General features: G+C 68.4%; 15 protein-coding genes and 1 pseudogene. 5 read left to right on the top strand and 11 right to left on the bottom strand.

Annotated features, from left to right (window positions below; genetic code table 11):
- Positions 1-235 (top strand): annotated as a pseudogene (locus A5752_RS27470) (HNH endonuclease signature motif containing protein); the annotation flags it as partial.
- Positions 236-296: 61 nt separating this feature from the next.
- Here A5752_RS27470 and A5752_RS10705 read toward each other — a convergent pair.
- The gene (locus A5752_RS10705) at positions 297-2,339 is read right to left on the bottom strand and encodes an NAD(+) synthase (RefSeq protein ID WP_067084998.1); all 2,043 of its coding nucleotides are present in this window, start codon (positions 2,337-2,339) and stop codon (positions 297-299) included.
- A 43-nt stretch (positions 2,340-2,382) separates the two neighbouring features.
- Here A5752_RS10705 and A5752_RS10710 point away from each other — a divergent pair, with 43 nt between their 5' ends.
- The 4 genes from A5752_RS10710 to A5752_RS10725 are packed head-to-tail and all read left to right on the top strand — an operon-like array spanning position 2,383 to position 6,624.
- Positions 2,383-2,922 (top strand): cysteine hydrolase family protein, encoded by a 540-nt coding sequence (locus A5752_RS10710; RefSeq protein ID WP_067085000.1) that lies wholly within the window; start codon positions 2,383-2,385, stop codon positions 2,920-2,922.
- Positions 2,923-2,957: 35 nt separating this feature from the next.
- Positions 2,958-5,291 carry a molybdopterin oxidoreductase family protein gene (locus A5752_RS10715; RefSeq protein WP_067085002.1) on the top strand — a complete coding sequence of 778 codons (2,334 nt, stop codon included), beginning with the start codon at positions 2,958-2,960 and terminating at the stop codon, positions 5,289-5,291.
- Positions 5,288-5,767, top strand: a complete 480-nt coding sequence (locus A5752_RS10720) for a hypothetical protein (RefSeq protein WP_067085004.1) — start codon at positions 5,288-5,290, stop codon at positions 5,765-5,767. The genes A5752_RS10715 and A5752_RS10720 overlap by 4 nt, the downstream gene beginning before the upstream one ends.
- Before the next feature lie 17 nt (positions 5,768-5,784).
- Positions 5,785-6,624: an NAD-dependent protein deacetylase gene (locus A5752_RS10725; protein WP_067085006.1), complete on the top strand. Its 840-nt coding sequence runs from the start codon at positions 5,785-5,787 to the stop codon at positions 6,622-6,624.
- Positions 6,625-6,627: 3 nt separating this feature from the next.
- Here A5752_RS10725 and proB read toward each other — a convergent pair whose 3' ends face one another.
- From proB to A5752_RS10775, 10 genes are all read right to left on the bottom strand, one after another.
- Complete coding sequence (gene proB / locus A5752_RS10730; protein WP_067085008.1) at positions 6,628-7,752, bottom strand: glutamate 5-kinase; 1,125 nt, start codon at positions 7,750-7,752, stop codon at positions 6,628-6,630.
- Positions 7,749-9,194, bottom strand: a complete 1,446-nt coding sequence (obgE, locus tag A5752_RS10735; RefSeq protein WP_067085010.1) for a GTPase ObgE — start codon at positions 9,192-9,194, stop codon at positions 7,749-7,751. The genes proB and obgE overlap by 4 nt, the downstream gene beginning before the upstream one ends.
- Before the next feature lie 82 nt (positions 9,195-9,276).
- Complete coding sequence (rpmA, locus tag A5752_RS10740) at positions 9,277-9,543, bottom strand: 50S ribosomal protein L27 (RefSeq protein WP_067085011.1); 267 nt, start codon at positions 9,541-9,543, stop codon at positions 9,277-9,279.
- Positions 9,544-9,556: 13 nt separating this feature from the next.
- Entirely contained in the window at positions 9,557-9,880 is a 324-nt protein-coding gene (gene rplU / locus A5752_RS10745) for a 50S ribosomal protein L21 (protein WP_066841644.1), read from the bottom strand.
- Positions 9,881-10,071: 191 nt separating this feature from the next.
- Entirely contained in the window at positions 10,072-12,945 is a 2,874-nt protein-coding gene (gene rne / locus A5752_RS10750; RefSeq protein ID WP_067085013.1) for a ribonuclease E, read from the bottom strand.
- Positions 12,946-13,253: 308 nt separating this feature from the next.
- A complete protein-coding gene (ndk, locus tag A5752_RS10755) occupies positions 13,254-13,661 on the bottom strand; it encodes a nucleoside-diphosphate kinase (RefSeq protein ID WP_067085092.1) in 408 nt (135 codons plus the stop codon).
- A 39-nt stretch (positions 13,662-13,700) separates the two neighbouring features.
- Positions 13,701-14,090, bottom strand: coding sequence for a DUF4233 domain-containing protein (locus A5752_RS10760; RefSeq protein WP_067085015.1), 390 nt, complete (start codon positions 14,088-14,090; stop codon positions 13,701-13,703).
- Positions 14,087-15,532 (bottom strand): bifunctional tetrahydrofolate synthase/dihydrofolate synthase, encoded by a 1,446-nt coding sequence (gene folC / locus A5752_RS10765; protein WP_067085017.1) that lies wholly within the window; start codon positions 15,530-15,532, stop codon positions 14,087-14,089. The genes A5752_RS10760 and folC overlap by 4 nt, the downstream gene beginning before the upstream one ends.
- A complete protein-coding gene (locus tag A5752_RS10770; RefSeq protein ID WP_067085018.1) occupies positions 15,529-18,180 on the bottom strand; it encodes a valine--tRNA ligase in 2,652 nt (883 codons plus the stop codon). The genes folC and A5752_RS10770 overlap by 4 nt, the downstream gene beginning before the upstream one ends.
- Before the next feature lie 95 nt (positions 18,181-18,275).
- On the bottom strand, positions 18,276-19,565 hold the full coding sequence (locus tag A5752_RS10775) for a saccharopine dehydrogenase family protein (protein ID WP_067085020.1): 1,290 nt from the start codon (positions 19,563-19,565) through the stop codon (positions 18,276-18,278).
- Between the last annotated feature and the right edge of the window lie 7 nt (positions 19,566-19,572).

The raw sequence follows: 19,572 nt of genomic DNA on the forward strand, positions 1-19,572 counted from the left end.
CGAATGGCTCCCCCCACCCGACCTCGACACCGGCCAAGCCCGAACCAACTACTACCACCGCCCCGAACGCCTCCTCCGACCCGACGACAAACCCCTGGATGACGACACGGCCAAGGACCCCGCGGCGCCGGCCGACGAGGACCCGGCCGCCGAAGCCGAACCGGGCCAAGCGACAACACCCGACCGAACAACTGAGCCCGGCGGGCCATCACCTCCAGGAGACCAAGCCGCCTGACCGCGCCACGAGATCCCGACTGTTTATCGCGGACTGTCCGCGCCACCGACCAGCAGCGCCGCTAGTCTTCGGGGATTTCGCGCTCGATCTCGTCGAGCCAGGTGCGGGCGGACATGTCCGAGGGCGCCCGCCAGTCACCGCGCGGTGAAAGCGATCCGCCGTGTGAGACCTTGGGCCCGTTCGGCACCGCCGACCGCTTGAACTGGGCGAACGAGTAGTACCGCTGCGCGAACACCTGCAGCCAGTGCCGAATCTCCTTCAACGAGTACGACGGACGCTTGTCCTCGGGGTATCCGGTCGGCCAGTCGCCGCGTTGCGGATCGCTCCAGGCGTGCCACGCCAGGAACGCCACCTTCGACGGCCGGAACCCGAAGCGCAGCACCTGGAACAGCGAGAAATCCTGCAGCACATAAGGTCCGATCTTGGACTCGCTGCTCTGGATCTCCTCGTCCTCACCCGCCGGCACCAGCTCCGGCGAGATCTCGGTGTCGAGCACCGACTGCAGCACCTCATTGACCTTGTCGTCGAACTGCTTCGACGAGATGACCCAGCGAATCAGGTGCTGGATCAACGTCTTCGGAACGCCGCCGTTGACGTTGTAGTGCGACATCTGATCGCCCACACCGTAGGTCGACCAACCCAGCGCGAGCTCGGAGAGGTCGCCGGTGCCCAGCACGATTCCTCCGCGCTGGTTGGCCAGCCGGAACAGGTAATCGGTGCGCAGTCCGGCCTGCACGTTCTCGAACGTGACGTCGTAGACCTTCTCCCCGCGGCCGAACGGATGGTCCATGTTCTTGAGCATCAGTTCCGCCGTCGAGCTGATGTCGAGTTCGGCGAACGTCACGCCGAGCGCCTCGGCCAACCGTTGGGCGTTGCCCTTCGTGCGCTCCCCCGTGGCGAATCCGGGCATGGTGTACGCGAGTATGTCGCTGCGCGGGCGCTCTTCGCGGTCCATCGCGCGCGCGGCGACGATCAAGGCGTGCGTCGAGTCGAGGCCGCCCGACAGGCCGAGGATGATCTTGGGAAAGTCCAACGCGCGCAACCGCTGTTCGAGCCCGGCCACCTGGATGCTGTAGGCCTCGTAGCAATCCTGTTCCAGCCGTTCGGGATCCGACGGGACGAACGGGAACCGCTCGATGTGGCGCAGCAGGCCGACGTCGCCGGACGGTGGATCGAGCTGGAACTCGACCCTGCGGTACGTGTCGGTCGACGCACTGTGGTGCCTTCGGTTGTCGTCGAACGTGCCCATCCGGATGCGTTCGGAGCGCAGCAGTTCCAGGTCGACATCGGCGACGGATCGGCGCTCGCCTTTGGGGAAACGCTCGGATTGCGCGAGGCATTCGCCGTTCTCCCAGATCATCGTCTGACCGTCCCAGGCGAGGTCGGTCGTCGACTCGCCCTCTCCCGCCGCGGCGTAGACGTAGGCGGCCAGGCACCGCGCCGACGCGGAACGCGCCAGCAGGCAGCGGTCCTCGGAACGTCCGATGGTGATCGGGCTTCCGGACAGGTTGGCCAGCACGGTAGCCCCGGCCAACGCCGCCGGCGCGCTCGGCGGGACGGGCACGAACATGTCCTCGCAGATCTCGACGTGCAGCACGAAACCGGGCATGTCGGTCGCGGTGAACAACAGATCCGGACCGAACGGCACGTCCGCGTCCCCCATCCGGATGGCGCCGCGGATGTCGTCGCCGGGCGCCATCTGGCGTCGCTCGTAGAACTCGCGATAGGTCGGCAGATACGACTTCGGCGCCACGCCGAGCACCCGCCCGCGGTGAATCACGACCGCGGTGTTGTAGATCCGGTGGCGATAGCGCAGCGGCGCACCGATCACCAGGACCGGCATCAGGTCGGCGGAGGCCACGACGATGTCGAGCACCGCATCCTCGACCGCGTCCAGCAGCGCGTCCTGCATCAGGATGTCCTCGATCGAGTATCCCGACAGCGTCAGCTCCGGAAACACCGCGAGCGCGACGCTGTCGTCGTGGCAGGCGCGGGCCAGCCGCAGCACCGACTCGGCGTTGGCCTGCGGATCCGCGAGCGCCGTGTGATGCGTGCAAGCGGCGACGCGGACGAACCCGTGCCGATACGCCGAGTAGAAATCCATGCCTCATTGTTGCCCGAAAACCGAACAGGGTATGCAAGTCCCCATGAGTGACACCGCCGTGCTGGTCATCGACATGATGAACACCTACCAACATCCCGACGCCGAGAAGCTGGCGCCGAACGTCGCCGAGATCATCGATCCGCTCTCCAAGCTCGTCGCCGAGGCCCGGGAACGCGACGATGTGGATCTGATCTACGTCAACGACAACTACGGCGATTTCACCGCGGAGTTCAGCGACATCGTGCAGTCGGCCCTGAAAGGCGACCGGCCGGACCTGGTCGAGCCGATCGTCCCGCAGAAGGGCTGCCGGCTGATGACGAAGGTGCGCCACAGCGCCTTCTACGCCACGGCACTCGCGTATCTGCTGGGACAGTTGAAGCCTCAGCGGGTCATCCTGACCGGACAGGTCACCGAGCAGTGCATCCTCTACACGGCGCTCGACGCCTATGTCCGCCACTTCCCCGTCGTCGTCCCGCCGGACGCCGTCGCCCATATCGACCCCGAACTCAGCGACGCCGCGCTGACCATGATGAAAAGCAATATGAGCGCCGAGATCACGCCCGCCGCCCAGTGCTTGAAGTGAGGTTTCACCCGGCTTTGACCGGGTAGGCCGTCCGGGTGCCCGCCAATCGGATAGCCGAACCGTGGGGCGCGCGGACTCCGTATCCGCGCGACGGACAGTGGCCTGCGCGACCGGACATGCATCTGGCCGACGGCGTGACGCCGGAATCGGTTGACCGCTGGGTGCAGTCGGCAGCCATCCTGCACTCCAACGGCGACGGCCTGGACATCGCGGTGAAGGACGGCCGGATCGTCGGCGTGCGGGGCCGCGAGGCCGACCGGGTGAACCATGGTCGACTCGACCCCAAGGACTTCTACGGGTGGCAGGCCAACGCCTCACCCGATCGCCTCACCACACCCATGATCCGCGTCAACGGCCAACTGACCGAATGTGATTGGGACACCGCCATGGATCAGGTGGTTCGGCACAGCAAGCGCCTGCTCGACCGGTACGGCCCTTCGGCGTTCGGTTTCTACACCTCGGGGCAGCTGTTCCTCGAGGAGTACTACACGCTCGGTGTGATTGCCCACGGCGCGATCGGCACCAACCACGTCGACGGCAACACCCGGTTGTGCACCGCGACGGCCGCGGAGGCGCTCAAGGAATCGTTCGGCTGCGATGGGCAACCCGGTTCCTACGCCGACGTCGATCACGCCGACGTCATCGCGCTGTACGGCCACAACGTCGCCGAGACCCAGACCGTGTTGTGGATGCGGATGCTCGACCGGCTGGCCGGGCCAAACCCGCCGGCCATCGTGTGCGTCGATCCGCGCAAGACCCCCGTGGCCAAGCACGCGACGGTTCATCTGGCGCCGCTGCCCGGCACCAACGTCGCGCTGATGAACGCCCTCCTGCACGAGATCGTGGCCAACGACTGGATCGACCATGACTACATCCACGCGCACGCCGTGGGTTTCGACGAGCTGCGCAAGCGCGTCGCCGAATTCCCGCCCGAGCGCGCCGCCGAGATCTGCGGCGTCTCCGCCGACGACATTCGTACCGCGGCGCGGTTGCTGGGCACCGCGCAACGACTGTTGTCCACGGTGCTGCAAGGGTTTTACCAGTCCCATCAGGCCACGGCCGCCGCGGTTCAGGTCAACAACGTGCACATTCTGCGCGGCATGCTCGGCCAGCCGGGATGTGGGGTGCTGCAGATGAACGGTCAGCCGACCGCCGAGAACACCCGCGAGTGCGGCGCCGATGGCGACCTTGCCGGTTTCCGGAACTGGTCCAACGACAGTCACATCGAGGAATTGGCGCAGCTGTGGAATCTCGACATGACGCAGATCCCGCACTATGCGCCGCCCACGCACGCGATGCAGATGTTCCGCTACGCCGAGCAGGGCACGCTGCGTCTGCTCTGGATCAGCGCGACGAATCCGGCGGTCTCACTGCCCGAGCTGCGCCGCATCCGCAGCATTCTGAGCAAGCAGCGACTGTTCGTCGTCGTGCAGGACATCTTCCCCACGGAGACAACCGAACTCGCCGACGTGGTGCTACCGGCCGCCGCATGGGGCGAAAAGACCGGCACGTTCACCAACACCGATCGCACCGTGCACCTGTCGGAGAAGGCCGTCGATCCGCCCGGTCAGGCCCGCCCCGATCTCGACATCTTCCTCGACTACGCGCGCCGCATGGATTTCCGTGACCGCGAGGGCGATCCTTTACCGTCGTGGACCGATCCGGAGTCCGCGTTCGCCGCATGGCAGCGCTGCAGCGCCGGGCGGCCGTGCGACTACACGGGTCTGAGTTACGACAGGTTGCGCGGCGGCAGCGGAATCCAATGGCCGTGTAACGCCGAGAATCCCGACGGCACCGAACGTCTCTACGCCGACGGAAAATTCTGGGCGGCGCCCGACTACTGCGAGGCGTACGGCAAGGACCTCATCACCGGCGCACCGCTGGAGCCGACCGAGTACCGAGCGATGAACCCGGACGGCAAGGCGATCATCAAGGCGGCCGAATACCTGCCTGCGCATGAGATTCCGAGCGACGACTACCCATTCGCGCTGATCACCGGGCGCACGGTGTACCAGTTTCACACCAGGACCAAGACCGGACGCGTTCCCGAACTCGCCGCGGCGGCTCCCGAGGTGTGGGTCGAGTTGGCCGAGTCCGACGCGCGCCGCCTCGGTATCCGCGACGGCGAGTTGGTCGAGGTCGAAACACCGCGCGGCCGCGTCCGCGCCAAGGCGCGCATCACCGGAATCCGCGCGGGGGTGCTGTTCCTGCCGTTCCACTACGGCTACTGGGACGCCGACGACGGCCAGCACGACCGGGCCGCCAACGAGCTCACCATGACCGACTGGGACCCGGTGTCCAAGCAACCGATCTTCAAGACCGCGGCGGCCAGGCTGGCCGTCGTGCCGACCGGAGCGGAGTCACGATGAAACTCGGCCTGGCGTTGCGCGAACTGCACCGCTCCGAACTGCGGCTGGCCCGCTCGCTCGACGCGATCGCCGCGCGCCACCACAACGACCACGGCATCTATCACGTCGCGATGGACCTCACCGTCTGGTCGCGCGAACACGTCGACCTGATCGCACAGATCGGGCCCCGCTACGGCGTCCGGTTGCGCGCACATCCGCGGACCAAGGCCGTCACCGAGGTGGCCCAGCAGTGGGTCAGCGACCGGCTGGGCCGACGGCCCGAACCCGCCCTGCTGTTGTTGGCGGATCTGCGGCGGCTGCACCGGCTGGCGGCCGGCGTATCGCTGGACTGGGAACTGCTGGCCCAGGGCGCGCAGGCGGCCAAGGACGAGCGGCTGCTCGAGTTGACCCAGCGGTGCCATCCGCAGGCCCTCCGGCAGATGCGGTGGGCGAACGCGATGCTCAAGGAACTGTCGCCGCAGGCCCTGGCGAACTAGCGCCTACCCTCGATCTGGTGGAGGCACCCGAACTCGTCGCCCTGCTGCGCGGCCGGCGCATCGCCGTGCTCACCGGCGCGGGCATGTCCACCGACTCCGGGATCCCGGACTACCGCGGGCCGGACTCCCCGCCGAGCAACCCGATGACGATCCGCCAGTTCACCTCCGACCGGGTATTCCGGCAGCGCTACTGGGCGCGCAACCACCTCGGCTGGCGCCATATGGACGCCACGCTGCCCAACGCCGGCCACCGTGCCCTGGCCGCGCTCGAGGCGGCGGGCGTGGTGTCGGGGCTCATCACCCAGAACGTCGATCTGCTGCACACCAAGGCGGGCAGCGACAACGTCGTCAACCTGCACGGCACTTATGCGCAGGTGGTCTGCTTGGACTGTGCCCAGACGATGAGCCGAGCCGCCCTGGCCGATCTGCTCGAGGAGGCCAACCAGGGCTTCGCGCAGCGAGTCGCGGAGTCCGTCGGCGGTATCGCGGTCGCACCGGACGCCGACGCCGTCGTCGGCGAAACCAGCTCCTTCCGCGTCGTCGACTGCCCCCGCTGCGGCGGCATGCTCAAACCCGACATCGTCTACTTCGGTGAGAGCGTGCCGAAAGAACGTGTGGCCGAGGCGTATTCGGTGGTCGACGCGGCCGACGCCCTGCTGGTCGCCGGGTCGTCGCTGACGGTGTACTCGGGCTATCGGTTCGTGCGCCACGCCGCCGCGGCGGGCATGCCGGTCGCGATCGTCAACCGGGGGCCGACCCGCGGTGACGCGTTGGCGACGGTCAAGGTCGACAACGGATGCTCACCCATGCTGGCGCTGCTGGCCGACGAACTGCCCGCGGTCGCGACCTCGGCGTGAGGATCAGACGGCGACGAGGTCGTCGGCGTGCACCGCGGGGCGTCGCAGCTCCGGCGACAGGTCCGACGTCGAGCGGCCCAGCATCGTCGCCAGTTCACCGCGGTCGTACGCGACCACGCCACGCGCGACCATCGTGCCGTCCTGCGCCCGCAACTCGACGACGTCGCCGCCGTAGAACCGTCCCGACACCGCGGTGATCCCGGCGGGCAGCAGCGAGCGCCGCTGCTTGACCACCGCGCGCACCGCGCCGTCGTCCAGCGTCAGCGCCCCTGCGGCCTCGGCGGCGTAGCGCACCCAGAAACGGCGCGCCGACATCCGCTCGGGCCGCGGCGCGAACACGGTTCCGACCGAGGCATCGGACAACGCAGTCGGCGCCTCGGAGGCCCCGGCCAACAACACCGGCACCCCGGCGTCGGACGCCAGCAGTGCCGACGACAGCTTCGACGCCATCCCGCCGGTGCCCAGATGGCTTCCCCTACCGGCGACCACGCCGTCGAGGTCGTCGGGCCCCGCGACCTCGGAGATGAAGCGCGCGTTACCTTTTCGCGGGTCCGAGTCGTAGAGCCCGTCGATGTCGGACAGCAGGATCAGGGCGTCGGCGCCGACCAGGTGAGCGACCAGCGCCGAGAGCCGGTCGTTGTCGCCGAACCGGATCTCGTTGGTGGCCACGGTGTCGTTCTCGTTGACGATCGCGACCGCGTGCAGCGCCCGCAGGCGGTCGAGCGTGCGCTGGGCGTTGGTGTGCTGAACCCGCATCGAGATGTCGTGCGCGGTCAACAGCACCTGGCCGACGGTGCGGTCGTAGTTCGCGAACGCCGCGCTCCACGCGTTGACCAGCGCCACCTGCCCGACGCTGGCGGCGGCCTGTTTGGTGGCGAGGTCGGTGGGGCGTCTGTTCAGCCGCAGCGGTTCGATGCCCGCCGCGATCGCACCCGACGAGACGATGACCACGTCGGAACCGGCCCGCATCCGTCCCTCGATGGCCTCGACCAGCACCGCGAGCCTACTGGCGTCGAATACCCCGGACGGTGTGGTCAGCGCGGTGGTGCCGATCTTGACGACGACGCTGCGCGCGGTGCGGATCGCGTCGCGGTGTGGGGACTCGGCGGCGCGCGGCGAGGCCGTCACGACTCACCGCCGGGGCGCCGCCGTTCCCGCCGGGCGGCCTTGCGTTCGGCGGCCCCTACGCGTTCGGTCTGTTCCAGGCGTTGGTCGGTGCCGCGGCCCGACATCGGCACATCGACCCCGGCAGGCGTCTGCGGCTCCCAGTCGAACGTGACTTCGCCGATGGTGACCGCGCAGCCGGGCCGCGCGCCCAGCTTCAACAGCTCGTCCTCGACGCCCAAGCGAGCCAATCGGTCGCCGAGGTAGCCAACCGCCTCGTCGTTGTCGAAATCGGTTTGGGCGACCCATCGTTCGGGCCGGATGCCGTGCACAACGAAGCCGCCGTGACCGTCCGGTTCGACGGTGAAACCGGTCTCGTCGACGGGGATGGGCCGGATGACGGGCCGTCGCGGCACCACCGGAGGTTGCGCTTCGCGATAGGCCGACACCATCTCCCACAGCGCGAACGTCAACTGGCGCAACCCTTCCCGGGTCACGGTCGACACTTCGAAGACCGGCCAGCCGTACCGGCGGACCACCTCCTCGCGGACGAAGTCGGCGAGTTCGCGTGCGTCGGGCACGTCGATCTTGTTGAGCACCACCGCACGCGGACGTTCGGCGAGGTCACCCAGCGTCGAGTCACCCTGCAGTGTGGGGGTGTACGCGGCAAGTTCGGCTTCCAGCGCGTCGATGTCGGAGACGGGGTCGCGCCCGGGTTCCATCGTCGCGCAGTCGACGACGTGCACCAGCACGGCGCAGCGTTCGATGTGGCGCAGGAAGTCCAGCCCAAGCCCGCGGCCCTGCGACGCGCCGGGGATCAGGCCGGGCACATCGGCGACGGTGAAGGTGTTCCCACCCGCGGACACCACGCCGAGGTTGGGCGCCAGCGTCGTGAACGGATAGTCGGCGATCTTCGGTTTGGCCGCCGAGATCACCGAGACTAGAGAGGACTTGCCCGCGGACGGGAACCCGACGAGGCCGACGTCGGCGACGGTCTTGAGTTCCAGAGTCAGGTCGCGGACCTGGCCCTTCTCGCCGAGCAGCGCGAAGCCCGGCGCCTTGCGGGCGCGCGACGCCAGCGCCGCGTTGCCCAGGCCGCCGCGGCCGCCGGCGGCCGCTTCGAAGCGGGTGCCGGCTCCGACGAGGTCGGCGAGCAGGTGGCCATCCTCGTCGAGCACGACGGTGCCGTCGGGAACCTTCACCTCGAGATCCGCGCCCGCGGCGCCGTCCCGGTTGCCGCCCGCGCCCTGTTTTCCGGACGGTGCGACGACGTGCGGGTGGAAGTGGAAGTCGAGCAGCGTGTGGACCTGCGGGTCGACGACCAGGACCACGCTGCCGCCGCGCCCGCCGTTACCGCCGTCAGGGCCGCCGAGGGGCTTGAATTTCTCGCGATGGACCGACGCGCAGCCGTTTCCGCCGTTGCCGGCCCGCGCGTGAATCACCACGCGGTCGACGAAGCGAGGCATCGGACCTTCCTTTCCGTGACGATGTGAGCTACTGCCAGCTTCAGCCGGGAAGTCGCAGCAGCATCACATTCGCGGCAGGAAGTCAGGCCTCCTGCGGCGCCGGTCGCACGACGCTGACGGTCTTGCGGCCGCGCTTGGTGCCGAACTCGACGGCGCCGGGGGCCGTGGCGAACAGGGTGTCGTCGCCACCACGGCCGACGTTGACACCGGGATGGAAGTGAGTGCCGCGCTGGCGGACCAGGATCTCGCCGGCCTTGACGATCTGGCCGCCGAACCGCTTGACGCCGAGCCGCTGTGCGGCTGAATCGCGACCGTTGCGCGAGCTGGAAGCGCCCTTCTTGTGTGCCATGTCTGTGGTTCCTCTACTTGATCCCGGTGACCTTGAGGACGGTCAGCTGCTGACGATGACCCTGCCGCTTGTGGTAGCCGGTCTTGTTCTTGAACTTGTGGATGCGGATCTTGGGGCCCTTGGTGTGCTCCAGGATCTCGCCGGTGACGGCGACCTTCTCCAGCGACTTGGCGTCGGAGGTCACCTTCGAACCGTCGACGACGAGGGCCACGGGCAACGAGACGCTGGCGCCGGGCTCGGAATCGAGCTTCTCGACCTTCACCACGTCGCCGACCGCGACCTTGTACTGCTTGCCGCCGGTCTTGACGATTGCGTACGTGACCTTTTCGGCTGCCATCGCCTTGCTACTCCTACGTCGTTCACTGGGCGCGCGCGACTTGCCGCTGCGCTGGTCTGGGTTTCCGGATCTCGGAGTGTCGCCGACTCCACTTGGTCCAAAGCCTGGCGACAACTGCTCAAGGCTACTTGAGCCGCCGCATGAGGGTCAAATCACCGCAGGTCACGGCTCGTCGGCGCCCGACCAGCAGGTCAGCCGTCATGGCTCGGTGGCCCCGCAGGCCGGGCGGCCGCGCGGCGCCGGTGCCGCCCTCCCGAGGCGGTCGCTGCCGGCGCAACCCCGCGGGCGTCGTATCCGGGATCGTCGGAGTCCTCGTCGGAGTCCTCGTCCTCGGAATCGTCCTCAGAGTCGTCGTCGGAGTCCTCGGAGTCCTCGGCGCCGATGACCTCGATGTCGTCGTCGATGTCGTCCTCGTCGTCGTCGGAGTCCAGGTCGATCTCGTCCTCGTCGGAGTCGTCCTCGTCGTCGGAATCGTCCTCGTCGTCGGAATCGAAGTCCTCGTCCTCGAGGTCCTCGATGTCGTCCTCGCCGGACTCGATCACCGCGGTGCGGATGGCTCCCGAAATAGCTTCCGCATCGGTCTCGGCGACCTCCTCGGGCTTCTGCTCGCGGGTCTCGTCGGTGTCGTCCTCGTCGTCGCCTTCGTGCCGGCCGTTGGCGGCCGCCATCGCCTTGAACATCGGATGCTCGCCGGCGGGATGCGGCGGGACCTTGGCCACGGCGACGTCGTCGGACTTGCCGCCGCGTTTGCCGCGCTTACCGCGCCGCCCGCCGCCGCCGTCCGATTTGCGCCCGCTGCTCGACGTCGAGTCCACCGGATCGCCGTGCAGCACGATTCCCCGCCCGGCGCAGTGTGTGCACGCCGTCGAGAAGGCCTCCACCAGACCGGTGCCGAGCCGCTTGCGCGTCAACTGCACCAATCCCAGCGAGGTCACTTCGGAGACCTGGTGGCGGGTCCGGTCGCGGGCCAACGCCTCGGTCAGCCGGCGCAGCACCAGGTCGCGGTTGGACTCGAGCACCATGTCGATGAAGTCGATCACCACGATGCCGCCGATGTCGCGCAGCCGCAGTTGGCGCACGATCTCCTCGGCCGCCTCGAGGTTGTTGCGCGTGACGGTCTGCTCGAGGTTGCCGCCCGAGCCGGTGAACTTGCCGGTGTTGACGTCGATGACGGTCATGGCTTCGGTGCGGTCGATCACGAGAGTGCCGCCCGACGGCAGCCACACCTTGCGGTCCATCGCCTTGGTCAGCTGCTCGTCGATGCGGTGCACCGCGAACACGTCCGGGCCGTCATCCGACACGGGCTCGTACTTCGTCAAGCGTGGAAGAAGTTCCGGCGCAACCGAATTCACGTATTCAGTGATGGTGTTCCAGGCGTCTTCGCCGGAGACCGTGAGCCCGGTGAAGTCCTCGTTGAACAGGTCGCGAATCACCTTGACCAGCACGTCGGGCTCTTCGTAGAGCGCGACGGCCGCACCGGCCTTCTTCTCGGTGATCTCGGCGGCCTTTGCCTCGATCTCGCTCCACCGCTTGGCGAGGCGCTCGACGTCGGTGCGGATGTCTTCTTCCTTGACGCCCTCGGAAGCGGTCCGGATGATCACGCCCGCGTCGGGCGGCACGACCTCGCGCAGGATCTCCTTGAGCCGCTGGCGTTCGGTGTCGGGCAGCTTGCGGCTGATCCCGGTCGACGAGGCGCCCGGCACGTAGACCAGGTAGCGGCCCGCCAGCGAGACCTGGGTGGTCAGTCGGGCGCCCTTGTGCCCGACGGGGTCCTTGCTGACCTGGACGACGACGTAGTCGCCCGGCTTGAGGGCCTGCTCGATCTTGCGGTTCGCACCGCCGAGTCCGGCGGCTTCCCAGTTCACCTCGCCGGCGTAGAGCACACCGTTGCGTCCGCGGCCGATGTCGACGAAGGCCGCCTCCATCGACGGCAGCACGTTCTGCACGATGCCGAGGTAGATGTTGCCGACCAGGGACGCCGACGCCGCCGACGTCACGAAGTGCTCCACGACCACGCCGTCCTCGAGCACGGCGATCTGCGTATAGCGGGCGCCCTCGTGGGGTGGTTCGGTGCGGACCTTGTCGCGGACGACCATCATCCGCTCGACGGCTTCGCGCCTGGCCAGGAATTCGGCCTCGCTCAGGATCGGGGGCCGGCGCCTGCCCGCGTCGCGGCCGTCGCGCCTGCGTTGCCGCTTCGCCTCCAGGCGGGTGGAGCCACTGATGCCCTGGATCTCGCCGTCACCGCTCGAGGACGACTTGTCGCCCCGGGGGGATTTCCGTGGTTCGCGTTCATGGACGACGGTGTTGGGCGGGTCGTCGGGCGAGGTGGCGTCGCCGTCGTCTCCGGAGCCGGACTTGCGGCGACGGCGGCGGCGCCGACGGCGGGTCGCGCCCTCGGAGCCGGTGTTCTCGTCGTCGCCGTTGTCGTCGTCGGAGTCGTCCGAGTCGTCGCCGTCCTGGTCCGCGCCCGAGGAGCCGTTCTGGTTGGTGTCCCCGTCGGAGTCGCCCTCGTCACCGTTCTGCTCGCCGCGTCCGCGGCCCCGTCCACGCCGGCCGCGGCGGCGACGGCGACCGGAAGGCCGCTCGGACTGGTCGTCCTCGCTGTCGGGCCCCTCGTCGTCGTCATCGTCGTCGTCGTCATCGTCGTCGCCGGTGTCGTATTCGAACTTGACGGGCTGCGGCGCCACGAACAGCGGCATGTACTCGGCGCGCTGCGGGGTCTCCTCCGCGGGGGTCTCCAGTATCAGCCGGGCCTCCGGCTCGTCACCGTCCTCGGTCGCGGAGTCGTCCGCCGGTTCGGGCGCCTGCGCCGAGGGTTCGGGCGTCTGCGGCGCACCGGCACCGTCGGCGAGCGCTTCGCGTACCCGCTGCGCCTCGTCCTCCTCGACGGTGGACTCGGCGGTGCGGGGTCGACCGTCGAGTTCGGTCAGCGCCTCGAGGACCCGCTCGCTGGTGGTGCCGAGCACCTGGGCAAGCGAATCGACCCTCAACGTCTCCGGCTGAGAGTCCTGCGCTTCTCGCGTGTCTTCAGAAAGGTCTTCGGTTGGGGCATCTTCGGCCACGTAGTCTCCTTAAGCCCCCGGGCGCGTCGTTGCTGACGCGGCCACGCGAGGGCTTCCGCTATGGACCCGGGTAACTTTCGCCCGAGCTTGTTGTGGTCTCGCTCCGAGCGGTCCACAGGGGACCATCCCGGTGCCGGTCTGAATGATGGCTGGACGGTCGGCGCCGCATCACTCGTGGCGATGGTCGCGCACGTCTAAGTCTTCATTCGGGCTTCCGACCCCGGTTTGGCGGCCGGCAACCCGAGTCGAGTATCCCACATCACGACGCCCCGCCTGACCAGGCTGGGCGAGACGGGTGCAGAAACCGGCTACTTGCTGGGGAACCAGAGATCGATCTCGCGAGCGGCGGACTCCGGCGAATCCGAGCCGTGAACCAGGTTGTCCTGGGTGATCAGGGCCAGGTCACCGCGGATGGTGCCCGGTGTCGCCTTCTCCACGGGATCGGTTCCGCCGGCGATCTGGCGGAACGCGGCGATGGCCCGGGGCCCCTCCACGATCGCCGCCACGACGGGGCCGGAGGTGATGAACGCGAGCAGGGAGTCGAAGAACGGCTTGCCGTCGTGCTCCGCGTAGTGCTTGCGCGCCAGCTCGTCGCTGACGGTCACCAGTTCCAGGGCCGCGAAGGTCAGGCCTTTGCGTTCGATCCGGGCCAGGATCTCGCCGACTAGACGCCGCTTGACGCCGTCGGGCTTGACCAACACGAGGGTGCGTTCAATCGGCTCAGTCACGGCGCACAGAATAGCCGCCGCGCTCGACTACTCCGGCGGACGCTGCTGACCAGGCAGAAGTCCCCGCTTCTGCCTGCGAAGGACCTCGGCGCGCAGCCGGGCGATGAGCAGCCATACGACCAGGAAGATCACGCCGACGAACGCGATCGCACCGTCGAGGACGACACCGGCGATCAGGACCAGCTGGATGCCGACGTTCACCCAGATCGCCCACGATCTGCCCTGCACCCCGGCCAGGAGTACCAGGACCACCGCCATGCCGATCAGAAAGCCGCCGGTGGCCGTGGTCAGACCACCGCCGAGGTTCGCCACCACCGGCAGCGCCAGCAGCACGACGATGGCCTCGAGGATGAGCGTGCCGGCCATGACCCCGCGGAAGCTCTTCCACGGGTCCGGCTGCTGCGCAGGCGCGGTCATTGCGGATACTTTCCGAACAGCGTGCGCGCCGCTCCGGCGGTGACGACGGAGCCGGTGATCACGATGCCGGCGCCGCCGAGCAGTTCGCCTTCGATGGCCGATTCCTCGACGATCGCGGTGGCGGTCTCGATCGCGTCGGGCAGCGTAGCGGCCGTGACCACGCGTTCGGGCCCGAACCTCTGCTCGGCGAGCAGCGCCAGCCCCTCGACGTCGAGCGCGCGCGGTGAGCCGTTGTGGGTGACGACGATCTGGTCGAACACCGGTTCCAGTGCGGCCAGGATGCCGTCGACGTCCTTGTCGCCCATCACCGAAACGACGCCGACCAGGAACCGGAAGTCGAACTCCTCCGTCAACGCCTGCGCCAGCGCCGCGGCGCCCGCGGGGTTGTGCGCGGCGTCGATGAAAACCGTTGGCGCACTGCGCATTCTCTCCAGCCGGCCCGGGCTCGTCACCGCGGCGAAACCCGCGCGCACGGCATCGATGTCGAGCTGGCGCTGCGCGCCGGCACCGAAGAACGCCTCGACGGCCGCGAGCGCCAGAGCGGCGTTGTGCGCCTGGTGTTCGCCGTGCAGCGGCAGGAAGATGTCGGAGTAGAGCCCGCCCAGCCCCTGTAGCTCCAGCAGCTGCCCACCGACCGCGACCTGCCTGCCGAGCACCGCGAACTCAGAGTCCTCCCGGGCGACGGCCGCGTCGGCGCGCACCGTCTGCGCCAGCAGCGCTTCCATCGCTTCCGGGGCTTGCCTGGCGATGATCGCGACGGTGCTGATATCTGTTCCTGCCGGAACTATCTCCTCTTCCTGTTTGCCGATGATTCCGGCCTTCTCCGCGGCGATCTCGGCGAGCGTGTCGCCCAGGTACTCGGCGTGGTCCACCCCGATAGGGGTGATCACCGCGACGGGGGCGTTGACGACGTTGGTGGCGTCCCAGCGCCCGCCGAGGCCGACCTCGACGACGGCCACGTCGATCGGCGCGTCGGCGAACGCGGCGAACGCCATCGCCGTCACCACCTCGAACTTGCTGAGGCGGGGGGCGCCAGCGGCCTCTGACTGCTGATCGACCAGTTGCACGAACGGCTCGATCTCGCGATAGGTGTCGACGTAGGCCGCGGGACTGATCGGCTTGCCATCGATGGAGATGCGCTCGACGGCCGACTGCAGGTGCGGGCTGGTGGTGCGGCCGGTGCGGCGGTGCAACGCCGTCAACAACGCGTCGACCATCCGCGCGACGGACGTCTTGCCGTTGGTGCCCGCGATGTGGATCGACGGATATCCGCGCTGCGGTGAGCCGAGGAGTTCGAGCAACGCCGAGATGCGAGTCGTGCTGGGTTCGAGTTTCGTTTCGGGCCAACGCTGGTCGAGCAGATGCTCGACCTGCAGGAGCGCCGCGATCTCGTCCGGTGACGGCTCGGGTTCCGGAGGTGGCCGGTCGTCCGGCTCGGTCATCGGAGCGCGGCCAACCTTGCGGTGATGCGGTCGACCTCCTCTTGGGCGACCTGCTGGCGTCCGCGGATCTTGTCGACCACCTCCGCGGGCGCCTTCGCCAGGAACGCCTCGTTCCCGAGTTTGCCTGTGGTGCTGGCCAGTTCCTTCTGCGCCGCCGCCAGGTCCTTTTCCAGGCGACGCCGTTCGGCGGCCACATCCACGGTGCCCGAGGTGTCGACCTCAACGGTCACGGTGCCGCGCGACAGCCGCACCTCGATCGCCGCGGTCGGGGCGAAGCCCTCGCCGTCGGTGGTCAGCCAGGCCAGTGACCGCACCGCGGGCACCTGCGCCTGCAAGTCCGCACCGGCGATGTCCGACAGCCGGGCCGGGACCTTCTGCCGGTCGTTGAGCCCCTGGTCGCTGCGGAAGCGGCGCACCTCGGTGATCAGCTTCTGCATGTCCGCGACGCGTTGCGCGGCAATCGGATCGAGCTCGAAGCCCGACGCCGCCGGCCAGTCGGCGATGACCAGCGACTCCCCGCCGGTCAGGGTCTTCCACAGCACCTCGGTGACGAACGGCATCACCGGATGCAACAGTTTGAGCAGCGTGTCGAGCACCGCTGCGAGCACCGCTGTCGTGTGGTCGATGCCGTCGGCCAACTGCACCTTGGCCAGCTCGACGTACCAGTCGCAGAACTCGTCCCATGCGAAGTGGTACAGCGACTCGCACGCCCGGCTGAACTCATAGGCGTCGAACGCCGAATCCACCTCGGCGCGAACCTGTTCCATGCGGCCCAGGATCCACCGGTCGGCATCGGTCAGTTCGGCGGCCTCGGGCAACGGGGCGGGTGCTGCGCCGTTCATGAGCGCGAAGCGGGTGGCGTTGAACAGCTTCGTGGCGAAGTTGCGGGACGCGCGGGCGTGGTCCTCGCCGATGGACAGGTCGCCGCCGGGGCTCGCACCGCGCGCAAGCGTGAACCGCAGCGCGTCGGCCCCGAAGATCTCCACCCAGTCCAGCGGGTCGATCCCGTTACCGCGCGACTTGCTCATCTTGCGGCCGTGCTCGTCGCGAATCAGCCCGTGCAGGAAGACGTTCTGGAACGGCACCTGCGGCCCGCGCTGACCGTCGAGGGTGATCGCGGGGTCGTCGGCGACGAACGTGCCGAACATCATCATCCGCGCCACCCAGAAGAACAGGATGTCGTAGCCGGTGACCAGCACGGTGGTCGGATAGAACTTGGCGAGGTCTTTCGTGTGGTCGGGCCAGCCCATGGTGGAGAAGGGCCACAACGCCGAACTGAACCAGGTGTCGAGTACGTCGGGGTCCTGCTCCCAGCCCTCGGGCGGTGTCTCGTCGGGGCCGACGCAGACCGTCTCGCCGTCGGGGCCGTGCCAGATCGGGATGCGGTGGCCCCACCACAACTGCCGGGAGATGCACCAGTCGTGCATGTTGTCCACCCACGCGAACCACCGCGGTTCGAGGCTCGGCGGGTGAATCACGGTGTCGCCGTTGCGAACCGCGTCGCCGGCAGCCTTGGCCAACGCCTCGACCTTGACCCACCACTGCAGAGACAGGCGCGGTTCGATCGGTTCGCCGCTGCGCTCGGAGTGTCCGACGCTGTGTACGTACGGCCGCTTCTCGGCGACGATGCGGCCCTGCTCGGCCAGCGCCTCGCGCACCTTGACCCGGGCTTCGAAGCGGTCCTGACCATCGAATTCGGTTCCCGTGCCGGTGATTCGGCCCTTGGTGTCCATGATCGACGGCATCGGCAGCTGATGACGAAGGCCGATCTCGAAGTCGTTCGGGTCATGCGCGGGCGTCACCTTGACCGCACCCGTACCGAATTCGGGGTCGACGTGCGCGTCGGCGACGATGACGATTTCGCGGTCGATGAACGGATGCGGCAACGTTTTGCCGACCAGGTCGCGGTAGCGGTCGTCGTCGGGGTGCACGGCGATCGCGGTATCGCCCAGCATCGTCTCGACGCGAGTGGTGGCGACCACGATGTGCGGTTCGTTGTCGTCGAGCGAGCCGTACCGGAACGACACCAGTTCGCCTTCGATGTCTTCGTATTTGACCTCGAGGTCCGAGATCGCGGTCTCGAGCACCGGCGACCAGTTGACCAGGCGCTCGGCCTGATAGATGAGCCCGGCGTCGAAGAGCCGCTTGAAGATCGTGCGCACCGCGCGGGACAGGCCCTCGTCCATGGTGAACCGGTCGCGGCTCCAGTCCACGCCGTCGCCGAGGCGGCGCATCTGCGCGCCGATGGTGCCGCCGGATTCGCGCTTCCAGTCCCAGACCTTGTCGATGAACAGGTCCCGGCCGAAGTCCTCTTTGGTCTTGCCGTCGACGGCGAGTTGCTTCTCGACCACCGACTGCGTCGCGATCCCCGCGTGGTCCATGCCGGGCAGCCACAGCACCTCGTAGCCCTGCATGCGCTTGCGGCGGGTCAGCGCATCCATCAGCGTGTGGTCCAGCGCGTGACCCATGTGCAGGTTGCCGGTGACGTTCGGCGGCGGCAGCACGATCGAATAGCCGGGCTTGCCGCTGGTGGCGTCGGCGGTGAAGTAGCCGGCCTTGACCCAACCCTCGTAGAGATCGCTCTCCACCGCGCCCGGATCCCAGGACTTGGGCAGGGCTTCGGCGGAGGACGGGGGGCTGGCGGTCACCCCGCAATTCTAGGAACGCGGCCGGGGCCGTCGCTAACTGCCCCGAAACGCGGCCGAACAGGGCGGTTTCCGCCCCGAGACCGCTGTGACGTGGGCTACCCCTGCAGGCGCTCCGTCGTCAACGTCACCCCCGCGGCAGGCAGCCTCGTGAGCAACGCATCGCCCATCGCCGCGGCCGGTGTCAGCACGCCGCGTAAGTCGGAGAGCTGGTCGCGGTCCAGCGCCAGCGCCAGCGCGCTCTCCCCCAGCAATACCGACGTCGCCTTGTAACCCGGATCGCCCTTCTGCGACATGACCGCGCGATAGCGGACGCCCGTGGTGGTCGTGGCGTAGGTCTCGACGTCGTAGTAGCCGCTCTCCCGGACGCGTTCGCTCGGACCGGTGCCCGGTTTCGGCAGCACGCGCTCGACGAGCTTGTTGGGCACCCGGTGGAAGAAGCGCGTTCCCAGCGCCATCGTCGCGGTGTTGCCGGCCGCGGACAACGCCGACGCGACCGGTGCGAGCGCCGACTTCCCCATGCTCATCTGCTCGCCGTACTCGAACCGGCGACCGTAGGCGTGATCGAGTAATTCGTTGCTGCGCCGCACGATTCGGGTGTTGACCGCGGCCATCGCGAAGGGTCCGAACCAGTAGCCGCGCAATTCCGGGGCGATCTCGGCGCCCCTGCGCCACCGCAGGTCAGGCTGACCGCCGAACTCGGGTTCGTTGGCCCGGTCCTGACTGAGCGTGTAGGGGTCGTTCATCAGCCGCCGGGCTTCGGGGTTGCCTGCGGCCTCACGCATGACCTCGATCAGCGAAGCGGCGGTGCCGCCCGAGACGCCGCCCTTGAACCCGCGTAGCACCAGGTTGGTGTCGGTGAGCTCGCCTGCGCCGTCCTGCTGTGCGCGCCGATGCAGGGCGAAGACCGTGAGATCGGAAGGGATGCAGTCGAATCCACACGAGTGCACGATGCGCGCGCCGGTACCGGCGGCCTGCTCGTGATACTGGTCGATGCTGTCGCGCATGAACAGCGGTTCGCCGGTCAGATCCGCGTAGTCGGTGCCGGCCGCCGCGCACGCCGCAACGAGGGGCAGGCCGTAGCGGGCGTAGGGCCCGACCGTCGTCACCACGACGCGGGTCTGTGCGGCCATCGCGTTCAACGTCGACGGTTGTGACGCGTCCGCGGTGATCAGCGGCCACGAAGCGGCCTTGCCACCCAACGAGTCTCGGACCGCGACCAGCTTGTCGTGAGATCGGCCGGCGAGCGCGATCCGGACCTCCGGAGCCGTTCTGGCCAGGTATTCGGCGGTGAGTTTGCCGACGAACCCGGTGGCCCCGTACACGACGATGTCGAATTCCCGTTGCGATGTGGAATCTCGCCGGCCGCCCGGCTCCGGTGCGCTCATGGTCGCG

Origin of the sequence: Mycobacterium sp. 852002-51961_SCH5331710, from assembly GCF_001665535.1 — a bacterium.
Taxonomy (GTDB): domain Bacteria; phylum Actinomycetota; class Actinomycetes; order Mycobacteriales; family Mycobacteriaceae; genus Mycobacterium.